Source organism: Oleiphilus sp. HI0132, assembly GCF_001635845.1.
The window spans coordinates 1-10,004 of record NZ_LWGJ01000771.1; the positions used below are offsets into that span (position 1 = coordinate 1).

8 protein-coding genes are annotated in these 10,004 nt (G+C 45.6%); 2 read left to right on the forward strand and 6 right to left on the reverse strand.

Annotated features, from left to right (window positions below; genetic code table 11):
- From mnmH to A3766_RS09095, 5 genes are all read right to left on the reverse strand, one after another.
- On the reverse strand, positions 1-804 hold an 804-nt coding region (gene mnmH / locus A3766_RS09075), incomplete at its 3' end, for a tRNA 2-selenouridine(34) synthase MnmH (protein ID WP_068642108.1).
- 99 nt (positions 805-903) lie between these two features.
- Entirely contained in the window at positions 904-1,677 is a 774-nt protein-coding gene (locus A3766_RS09080) for a sulfite exporter TauE/SafE family protein (RefSeq protein WP_068553335.1), read from the reverse strand.
- Between the two features lie 32 nt (positions 1,678-1,709).
- On the reverse strand, positions 1,710-2,414 hold the full coding sequence (locus A3766_RS09085; RefSeq protein WP_068513578.1) for a pirin-like bicupin family protein: 705 nt from the start codon (positions 2,412-2,414) through the stop codon (positions 1,710-1,712).
- A 40-nt stretch (positions 2,415-2,454) separates the two neighbouring features.
- Positions 2,455-3,423, reverse strand: coding sequence for a glutathione S-transferase family protein (locus A3766_RS09090; RefSeq protein ID WP_068513575.1), 969 nt, complete (start codon positions 3,421-3,423; stop codon positions 2,455-2,457).
- Between the two features lie 84 nt (positions 3,424-3,507).
- Positions 3,508-3,954 (reverse strand): DoxX family protein, encoded by a 447-nt coding sequence (locus A3766_RS09095; RefSeq protein ID WP_068509720.1) that lies wholly within the window; start codon positions 3,952-3,954, stop codon positions 3,508-3,510.
- Positions 3,955-4,074: 120 nt separating this feature from the next.
- Between A3766_RS09095 and A3766_RS09100 the strand changes: the two genes are divergently transcribed.
- A complete protein-coding gene (locus A3766_RS09100) occupies positions 4,075-4,971 on the forward strand; it encodes a LysR family transcriptional regulator (protein WP_068513573.1) in 897 nt (298 codons plus the stop codon).
- A 206-nt stretch (positions 4,972-5,177) separates the two neighbouring features.
- On the opposite strand, the gene A3766_RS09105 is transcribed toward A3766_RS09100, so the two are convergent.
- Complete coding sequence (locus A3766_RS09105; RefSeq protein ID WP_068642110.1) at positions 5,178-7,934, reverse strand: peroxidase family protein; 2,757 nt, start codon at positions 7,932-7,934, stop codon at positions 5,178-5,180.
- A 429-nt stretch (positions 7,935-8,363) separates the two neighbouring features.
- Between A3766_RS09105 and A3766_RS09110 the strand changes: the two genes are divergently transcribed.
- A partial coding sequence (locus tag A3766_RS09110) for a hypothetical protein (RefSeq protein ID WP_156508809.1) occupies positions 8,364-10,004 on the forward strand: 1,641 nt, incomplete at its 3' end.

A 10,004-nucleotide genomic window follows, 5' to 3' on the forward strand; every position in this document is an offset into this window, starting at 1 on the left:
CCGGCTTAAGTAGGCTTCGGTCATATCAATCACATAGTCTTGAAGCACTACATCGATTCGTTCTTCCAAAGGCGTTTCTAAGACAATTAAAGGGCAAGCAGACATGCGGTCTTTCAAAGTCAAAGGCAAAGCACAACGGCCAATCAAACGACTTTCGTCTTCCAGAAATACCGTGCCGCTATTTTGATGGCGCGCTTTTAATAGGGCGATGGATAGTTTGTTTTCAAAATCTATTTGGCTAGGTTGAGGGGTCAACATTCGACCAAAGCTAGAACCACGATGATGAGCCAAGCCTTCTAGATCGACGTAATTATTGAACTGCTTCAAAACGCGTGTTTTACCGGTGCCCGTTCGGCCACTAATAACGGTGAAGTCTAGCTCGCTGATTTGCGTTTCCATTTCGTCAATCAGAAAACGACGCATGGCTTTGTAGCCGCCTTTTATCAAGGGGTAATCCACACCTACGTCTTTAATCCAGCCTTGTGTGGTTCTTGATCGCAAACCACCCCGAAAGCAATACAAATAGCCCTGGGGGTTCTGTTTAGCAAAAGCCAACCAGGCCTCAAGCTTTTGGGCTTTATTTTCGCCACATACCAGCTCGTGTCCTAGTTCAATGGCACTATCCTGGCCTGATTCTTTATAACGAATACCAATCAAACGCCGTTCTTCATCATCCATTAAGGGTGCGTTGAGGGTATTTGGAAAGGCACCTTTATCGAACTCAACCGGTGCTCGAACATCCATTAGCGGAATATCATTCAGGAAAAGTTCGAGGTAGTTGTCTGTATCAGGTCTGTTGCTCATAGTGCTTAATAGTCAGGCGGTGCAAAGAAGGGGGAGATTATAGGGAAAATGCTTATGTAGAGCCATGCCTTATCTTTAAAACACTAGAACCAAAAGGCTTTAGAGCGCCACACTAATGAGTAAGCCAAGCCCTGACAGAAATAACAAACCCTTACACGCAGACATGAAATGGGCTTCACTCATTTTTGTATGCAAGCGATGTCCTAAGCTCGAACCAAGTAAGCAAGCCGGTAACAAAATTATGTCGATAATCAACAACGACGACACAGAAAAACCACTCTGTGACTGGGCGGCTAAGGCATACGGAACGATTTTAACCAGATTCATCATCGCAAAAAACATGGCAGCGCTTGCCAACCACGTGCGCTTGGGTAATCGTATCGTGGCCAAATAAATATTAATCGGTGGACCACCTGCGTGTAGCAATGTGCTGGTTAAACCAGACAAGGTCGCCCAAAAAAGACCTGCATAGGGCAGGTGAGCCAAAACGGGGCTCAACTGTTTCCACAGCGCGAATGCAATGCAAAATAAACCAAGCAAAGACTGTAACAAGCTACTGGACAATCCACCCAATAAATAGCCACCCGCGATGATGCCGACCAGTGCCGCGGGGCCGATCACTTTTATTTCTTGCCAGTTCACGCTGCGCCAATAATAGTGCATCGTCTTTGCGTCCATCACAATGAGAAGCGGCAACATTAAAATAGCGGCAACCGGCACGGGCATCACGAACGATAGTAATGGTACCGCGATAACACCCGCTCCTCCGGCAAAACCAGATTTTGAGATTCCCGTTATTAACACGCCAACCACGGCTAGCCCCCAAAATAGCGGGTCAAGCAATAATAGGCTTAGGTCATCAGTTGCATTCATCAGAATGTTTTCTCGCGTTATATTACAAGCAATTATCTTGGCGGGAGGTCAAACCAAAGAGCAGTCAAGCCTTCATCTTTGGCCGTAATAGATAGCTGATCTTTTATAATACCTAGACCATCACCTGGCTTTAATTCAAGCTTGTCAGTCGATGTAACGCCAAGTCCCTCCCCCTCAATTACATGCAAATAACCCACTCGCGCTTGAGCCGTCAATTCGTAGCGTTCTCCGGCGTTTAGCTGCAAGCGAAAAAGGCTCACATCCTGGTGAATACTTAGGCTACCGTTGCTTCCATCTGGCGTTACCAAAGCTGTCAGTGTCGAAGACTGTAAGATGGGCATTTGCTCGTAACTAGGTTCAATGAGTTTTACATTTGGACTGATCCAAATTTGCAAAAACTTCAATGCTTCGGTTTTAGATGCGTTAAATTCAGAGTGCATAATCCCTGACCCTGCGCTCATACGCTGAACCTCTCCCTCAGGCACTATAAAGTGATTTCCTGTGCTATCTCTGTGCTCGATAGCCCCCTCCAATATATAAGAAATAATTTCCATATCTCGATGACCATGATTATCAAAACCCGCACCGGGGGAAACCTCATCATCATTGATGACTCTCAGTACCGAAACTCCCATGTGATCGGCGTCGTAATAGTGACCAAACGAAAAGCTATGTTGGCTATTTAACCAAGAAAAGTTGGCCTTACCTCGTTCGTCAGCAGCTCGATAATAAAGCATGACAACTCCTTACTTTTGATGAAAATAGTGACTGAGATCGTTAGTTAGCTTTTTCCAACTGGTCTCGATCATGGGGTAAATCGAAATCTTGTTCAGGCCCTAAAGGAATGACCCCCGTCGGATTGATCGTAAGGTGACTGGCGTAATAGTGGGTTTTGATATGCTCAAAATTCACTGTCTGGGCCACCCCTGGCACTTGATACAGCTCGCGAACATAAGAACTCATCGCGGGGTAACTCGCTATCAGTTGTCTATTGGTTTTAAAGTGTCCAAAATAAACAGCGTCGAATCGAATCAGTGTCGTAAATAGACGCCAGTCAGCTTCGGTTAGTGTTGATCCACACAGATAACGCTGCTTAGACAGTACGCCTTCTACCCAATCTAGGGCATCAAATAATTGATGGTAAGCGTCTTCATAGGCTTCTTGCGTCGTCGCAAAACCTGCACGATAAACACCGTTATTAATGCAGTCATAAATTCGCTCGTTAATCATATCAATCGACTCACGCAAGCCCTCTGGATAATAGTCATCAGTATTGCCAGTTAGGTGATTAAAGGCTGAGTTAAACATGCGAATAATTTCAGACGACTCATTACTGACAATCGTTTGGGTCTGTTTATCCCATAAAACCGGTACCGTAACCCGCCCCTCGTATTGGCTATCAGCGCGCATGTAAAGCTGGTAAGCGTATTGAAAACCGTACAGCGGGTCGGTAACTTCCCAACCGTTTTCTAACATTATCGGGTCGACTACCGTCACATCGATATAATCTTGTAGATTCTTCAGCTGGCGAAAAATCAACGTGCGATGAGCCCATGGGCACGCCAACGAAACATACAAATGGTAGCGGCCTTTCTCTGCCTTAAACCCCTTCTCACCCTGCGGGCCAGGTTGACCATCGGCGGTCAACCAACTTCTGAAGCGACTATCTTGGCGACGAAACTCACCTCCGCTATCGCTCGTGTCATACCACTGATCAACCCATTTCCCATCTTGTATTAAGCCCATGACCTTGTACCTCAATAACGATTATCAAAGTGCGATGTTTTGAGTCGCACTTAACTATCTGAATCTGATTAATCAACGTGTTGGCTAAACAGTCTTGTACGATAAAAGTGCCTTATCAATACTCAAACTACCTGCACCTCTAATCGTTAAGGTTGCGCTGATAACCAGTAATGCGAGCGCAAACTCATAACCGTTAGTTGCCATAAAAAATCCATTTTCAATGTGAGCCGTGACAATCGCCACAATCATAGTGATTGCCAGTACCAAGGCCGCTGGACGAACCAAAAAGCCTACTATCAGCAATAAACCGGCGAAGAATTCGGCACTCCCTGCAAGCCCTGCCATCAAGATACCGGGCGATAATCCAATCGACTCCATCCAACCCGCCGTTCCATCCAATCCATAGCCACCAAACCAGCCAAATAGTTTCTGACTGCCGTGTGCGGCGAATGTGATGCCCGCGCCAATTCGGATAGGTAGCGTGTCTAGGCCCGCAGTCGTTGTGCTGATTTTGTTGAATAGTGCTTTCATGGCGTGTTTCCTCTGTGTTTTGATTTGATGAAATAAGTGTATCGCGCTGAAGAACTTCCAATAAGTGCCAATATCTGTTTAGAATGATCTAATAATTAGAACAATCTTTATGGAACCTTAATGATTAGAAACCCGATCACTATTGAAGCCTTAGAAACCTTAGACGCGATAGATAGACGAGGAAGCTATGCAAAAGCATCTGAAGAATTGAACAAAGCCACCTCGGCCGTTTCTTATGCTATTCAGAAGCTCGAAGAACAATTGGGTATCACTTTGTTTCAGCGTCAAGGTCGACGCTCGGTATTAACCCCCGCAGGGCAGCTAATTTTGCAAGAAGGGCGAAAGATTCTGATGGCGACTTCTCAGCTGGCTAATTCAGCAAAAGAAGTTGCCACGGGTTGGGAGCCGAAAATACGAATCGCGATGGAGTCCACGCTGAATCAACCTGTACTATATGATGTGCTGTCTGACTTTCTGGCCGAACACGAAAATGTAGAAGTTGATCTAATTGAGTGCGTACTTAACGGCGGCTGGGAAGCACTTGAGCAAGACCGCGTAGAACTCCTTGTCGGCGCGCCAGGACCGGTACCATTACAAAAAGGCTTCCGCGCAATTCCACTAACAGACACCGACCTAATACCGGTTATTGCCACGTCCCATCAACTTGCTGAACTCGCCTTAGATACACAGAGGCTCACCGAAATACTGCCTAAGTTAAGACGCGTTGTTACCCATGACACCTCAATACTGGAGGTGTCGCGCAGCGCCGGGCTCACAGATGCAGGGAAAACCTTTTATGTACAAACCATGGATCAAAAGGTCGAAGCCATATTAGCAGGTATAGGTATTGGTCACTTGCCGCGAAAACGTATTCACCAAGCCATTGAGAGTGGCAAGCTGAAGGAGCTTAAGCTTGCTAAGGTAAATAATCATGAATGCTTTATGGCATGGAAACTCAGCAATAAAGGCAAAGGTCTGCAGGCATTAACTCAATTACTGGCCACTGCAAAGTGGTAGGTGACAGCGTCAGACCAACCAAGCACTCCCCTCCTTCAGTAGGGCTTCTCAGACTAGAAGTATAAAAAAAGCCCCGAAGTCTCGAAAGACTCCGGGGCACAACTCCCTTCATTTTGACTGATCCGCCTGCTCTAGAACAGCCAATATGTTATTTACCAAAGTACAGATTGATAAATACAAGGGTTAGGCTAAGTTGAAATCCTTACTTATTGATCCTCTACACGCTGGTGGTTGAAGAAAACACCACCGTCACCAAAGGCCGAGCTGATAAACTCAGAACTTAGGCGAATCGTACCAACTTTCTTAGCACTATCACGACGAGATTTCGCATACTTCTTATGAAAATACGGGAAGATAGAAGTGCGAATTTTCTCGCTCGTTGCGTAGACGTCATAGATAGGCGTACCTTCTGGTAAGCTTTCCAAGTCGTCACGGAAGTCATGAGAAGCACTTGAGAACAAGCCCTTCACTTCTGGGCGCGGAACAAAGTAAACCTGCGTCGGCGTAACAACGCTGCTTTCTTTGGTGCCATCTGCGCGAACCTTCGCCATCTTCTCTACAGAAAGCGTGGTTGGCTTAGTCGAAACTAGTGAGAACAAGGCTGTGGTACCCAAAGTTTCGTTCACTTCCTTGTCAACGTACTGCGACAACTCATTTGCAAAGAAATCATGGTTACCACCTTGGCCTGATAAGGTGTATAACGCCGAGACATTGCGTGAGTTTCTACCGTCAACGAACACTTTCCATGCTAAGCCTGGAGCAAAGCCACGGTCATTTGGGTCACCCGTGACTGACAGGCGCAATAAGCCACACTCTGCACCTTTGAAGACACCTGTATAAGGGTGGCCAGAAGCAGGTTCAAAAGTAGTGGTCGCCATAGCTGCGTGAGCATGGATTGGCTTTTCATAACCGAGTGGCGCGACATCGTCCTTACGATTTACTTTTTCCCAAAGTACCGTATTAATCAGGCCACCAATATCGACATCAGTTAACCCTGGACGCTCTCCGGCATCATATTCAGTACGCATTGCACCGTTCGTCCATAAGAGCTGCTCTTTATCACAAGCTGACCACTCTTTGTAGTTATCTGGAATCTTCAAACCCCATGGTTTAAAGGCATTATCTACACCCGTTAAGCTTAACTCTAGCTCGGGGAAGTGACGACGAATCACGTCAACCATGGTGTTATTTTCTACCCAGTCGATACCTTCTTGCGTGTACACTTCAGGTGTATAGCTTTCAGTATAGAAACGGTCTGTCATCAAACGACGAGAAGCATTCAGGATAAAGACCTGGAAAGCCGTCTCACCAAAGGCAAAGCCATCAGGACGCACTGTTTCAGCTAGCTGACCCACCAAAGCATCGATCTGCTCAATGTCATTGTTATAAACACGCTTCAATTCAGCCAAAGTTGTAGGGTCTTCAGTTAAATCCTCAAACTTGGTAATCGGATTCAAACCAATCTGGCGACGGAATTCGTTGTAACGTGGTACACCACGCTCACGGTCACGAATAATATCGATTGTTGCCAAGTCAATATCGCCAATTAACGGCATTGAAAGGTTACGCAAAAACTCAGGATAGTTGTTTAGCGTCAAGGAACCTGGGTGAGTAATGCCGAAGGAGTACCATAGACGATCGCCGCCCTGATTATCGAGAATATCTTCTGCATCGCCATCACGCGTGTCTTCAATATTGATACGCTCAGAAACAACATTTGAACCGATATCGTAGATATCTACCGCATCACGTAGTAATGGGTGCATACGATAAACCGCAACGAATTCCTCAGTCAGTACATAAGGAACATCATAGTTATTTGGTTTGCTTTGGCCAACCAAACCACCAAGGATATGGTCAATTGCGCCTGGCGTGCTTAACTGTTCAGCTTTTTCAGGATCAAATAATGCGATGGTGTTAATGAGCCAGGAATTAGGACCTTTGATATCGTCCGTCACATTTTGGATCAAATCACGTGTTTCAGGATTACGCGCGATACCCCACCAGTTTGCTTCCATCGACAACTCTAATGCAGGGTTGGCGATAATTGCAGGCGTCCATTCAACTGTGTGAATCTTCGCCATCAAGGCAGAGTTGATCAAGCGGGACTTATCAAATAGCCACTGATCTGTCGCGTTTGGATAGTTTTCCTTCAGCTTGTCAGCAATAGCGTTATGCTCCAAGGTGAATAGCTGGTGCATCATGCTAAGACCTAGCCACCAGTTGTCACTAAAGCCAGTAACCGGCACGCCACTCCAGAAGTCTGTTGGCAAAGTACCATCACTTTCAATAGCGAGCTTACCATCTTCAAATGAACGAACAGAATCATTGGTTTCTTTGTTGCTGCCGTAAAGCTGTGAGCCATCCCACCAGTGAGTATTGTGGTTACGGTAAGTCGCTGGCAAGTAAGCATCGTCTTCAACGCTACGATCCGGATCAGCAGTTGTACGTTGTACAGACATAACACCCGTACCTAAAGGGTCACCTGATGGTAGAGGCACTTCGATATCGTTATCGGTCGCATTAGGGCCGTGGCTCACCCAATCGTGAACCATGAATTGAATCCATGACGCCGCAATAAAGTTAACGCTGGTGGCGGGCTTAAATTGCTCACGCTTCATCAGCGAGTTACTGACTTCACGCGGGTTAGGGCTCAACAAGGTACCGTCTTCCGTTTCACCAAAGGCGGCTTGAAGCTCGACGTTTCGTCCAAAGCGCATATGGACAGAACCTTCTGACGGGTTCTCCAGAATATTACAGGTACCATCTTCTGTTCGAGCGGTGTGGCTTCGCTCATCACAGACAATACCTTCGTTTGCTAGTTCAAAGTCTTCTGTCGAGATCATATTGTTCTCGAGCAGCTCACCTCGTTCCAAGCCAATTATTAGTGCAGCGCCTGCTACACCGAGTGTGCCGTATTTGACCAGGGCCGGCCAGGTTACCCATACCGAGTTAATAATCATGTGTCGTCTCTCCGTCCATTATTTTTGTTTTCTTTGACAAAAAACCCTTTCCCTCAGCAGGTGCATATTGGGGGATACGCTCGACCCCTGCTTGAGGAAAAGAGGACAACTTTTGTCAAGTAACCGGCAGGGTAAGGATAGTGTTAAAACTTTAACACCCTCCTAAAGGATGGGGAGATACAAAAATCAAGGTACACTCGATCTCTTAAGCCTGTTTCAGCCTGAGTTCAAACGTTAATAGATAAATTACCGACAATTACAGCAAAAGTCATAAAACATGGCCTATTTCACACTTTGAATAGTGGTATTTCACAATATTTAAAAGCGCTATTGAGATCGAAAAGGACATAATGCAGTCTTAATTAGTAGACGCATGTATGCCATATAGAGTCAGAACAATAACAAGGAATCAGGACGAGCGGTGGCACTATGAATACTCATATCAAGCGAGATGATCTAATAGCACTATTGGATAAGGGGCTAGGCTACCCTCTTGTTCTCATGGTGGCACCACCCGGTTCCGGAAAGAGTGTTTTGCTGGATCAATGGGTAACTCGGCAAAAATCCATTCATACTGAATGTCAGACCTTGCAATTCCAGACCTCCCCAAAGCTTAATGAGGGCAACGCATTATTTGCGTTAATATTTGAGTCCCTGAAAAATATCGCGCCGCTATGGGATGCTTCATTTTTTAACCTTTTTAAAGATGACTCCGAAGTAAAGCCCGAGCAAATCATTGAGGTTTTCATTGAAGCCCTAACACAAATTGATCATCCATTAGCGATTGTCTTTGATGACTTTCACCACATAAAAGCCAGTCATATTCATAAGACGCTAGAACGCTTAATCAGCCAATTACCGAAGCATGTCACATTTGTTTTATCATCTAGACGACACCCCCAATTTTCGATTGCAAAACTAAAGCTGCAAGAATCTGTATTGTTGATAGATGGCAATGATTTAAAACTAGATGAAACAAACCTGCTCGCATTAAATCAAACCATTGGCGGTTCCAGCCTACAGCCCAATAGAGTCAATACCTTGCTCGACCAAACAGAAGGCTGGTTCGTCGGTACAAAACTAGCACTACTTGCCTACGACAAAGTTGGCGAATCTGCACTAGATAGCTTTAGCGGTAGTCAGCCCGAATTACTGAATTATTTTGGTCACGAAGTCCTTAATAAGCTCACTCCTAGCGCTAAACGCTTTGTACTATCGACAGCTATTTGCAAATCTTTCAATCAGGATCTTTGTGAAAATGTACTGAATATCGACTACTCGGCGGCCAGTCTTGAAGAAATCACTATGCAAGAGCTGTTTCTTTCGCCAGAGCCTAATAATGCTGGGTGGTATCGTTACCACCCGTTGCTACAGGACTTCTTACTAAAACGCCTGGAAATTGAAGAAGGCCCCGAACATATCAAGCACTTACACTTCCTTGTCGCCAAATACTTCCTTGAGCATAAGGATCTCGACAGCGCGATCTATCACGCTAGACAATCTTCCGAGCAAAGCTTCTACTTCAAGATTCTAGAAGATGCTTGCGCGGGCTGGATAAAACAAGGAGAGCTTGAACGAGTCACAGACAGCCTAAGTAACTTATCAAGTGAAGACTTTACACAGCACCCTGAATTACTGATCAATCAACTTTATGCTTTATCATTTACCCGACGCTTCAATCAAGCCGGATATTTCCTCGAGAGACTTAAGCTCGGCTATACTGCGGGCTCCGGCACGCTAAAAGCTCATTACCAGTTCTTTCATTATCTACTCAAACTCTTTCAAAGTGACTCGGAAGTTCTGGCTCCCGATCCGCAATATGCCAAGAACCTTGCAGAGGCGCCTCAAGAGATCCTCGGCTTTGTAAAGGTACTGGAGGCCTATGCCCTGATGTGCAGCGGAAACTTGAGTTCTGCTTTTCGGCTGGCAAATGAGGGTAAAAGTATCCTGAACCAGAATCAGCATCACTTCTTCGAAAGCTTTGCCAGCTTAGTCATCATTTTATGTGACCGATATTTAGGCAGGGGTGTCGAGGCTATTCAACTGATGAACGAAGTGTTTCTGCCTATT